This is a genomic window from Flavobacterium chungnamense (assembly GCF_039539165.1).
Classification (GTDB): Bacteria; Bacteroidota; Bacteroidia; order Flavobacteriales; family Flavobacteriaceae; genus Flavobacterium; species Flavobacterium chungnamense.
In genome coordinates, this window is the sequence record NZ_BAABCS010000025.1 from 1 (window position 1) to 871 (window position 871).

1 protein-coding gene is annotated in these 871 nt (G+C 37.7%); it reads left to right on the plus strand.

The features are described from left to right. Positions 1-871 (plus strand): transposase (locus ABD771_RS13445; RefSeq protein ID WP_345095464.1); only part of this gene is annotated, 871 nt, incomplete at both ends.

The following is an 871-nucleotide window of genomic DNA, read 5'->3' on the forward strand; positions in this document are numbered from 1 at the left end:
CTAATTATAACCAAAAGAAAATCGATAAACATAAAGATTATATTGATGCCAAGTCGCAAGAATATTTAAATCAATTGGAGCAAAACGATATTCAAGAAAATCCGATTGTGCTAAAAAATATCCAACAAAAAATCGAACGTTTAAAGCAAAATAAAATCAAATACGAACTCCTTGAAGAAGAATTAAAAGAGAGCGGAGAACCACAAATAAGCACCACAGATTCTGATTCCAGAGCGCTTTTGGTTCAAGGTCAAGTAGTAGAAGTTTCTTATAACATACAAGCTGCTGTGGATATCAAACATAATTTGGTAGTTGCCACGCACACCATTAATCGCAATGACAAAAACGCTCTTTCAGCCATTGCCATAGAAGCAAAAGAAAACCTAGAGGTAGAAACCTTTACCGTTTTAGTTGACAAAGGCTATCACAACGGTCGAGAACTAGCCACTTGTAAAAACAACAACATTACCACCATAGTAGCGGTTCCCGATCAAGGTAAAAGCAACGAAAACGGCACCCAACCCGAATATTTTGTAACCAATTTTATTTACAATAAAGAGCAAAATACCTACACTTGCCCACAAGGTCAGACGCTAGCCACAACAGGTCGTTGGCATAAAAAAACAGGTCGCACCGAAGAAAGCGGCTATCAATTTCAAAAATACCGAACTCCTGCTTGTAAAACCTGTCCTGTAAAAGATTTATGTACTAGTAGAAAAGGAGGAAGAGAAATAGACCGAAGCCAATATGCCGATGCAGTAGAAGAAAACCACCAACGCTATAAAGAGAATCCACAACTCTACCGCAAACGGCAGGAAATCAATGAACATATCTTCGGAACTATTAAACGAAAATGGGGTTATAATTACAC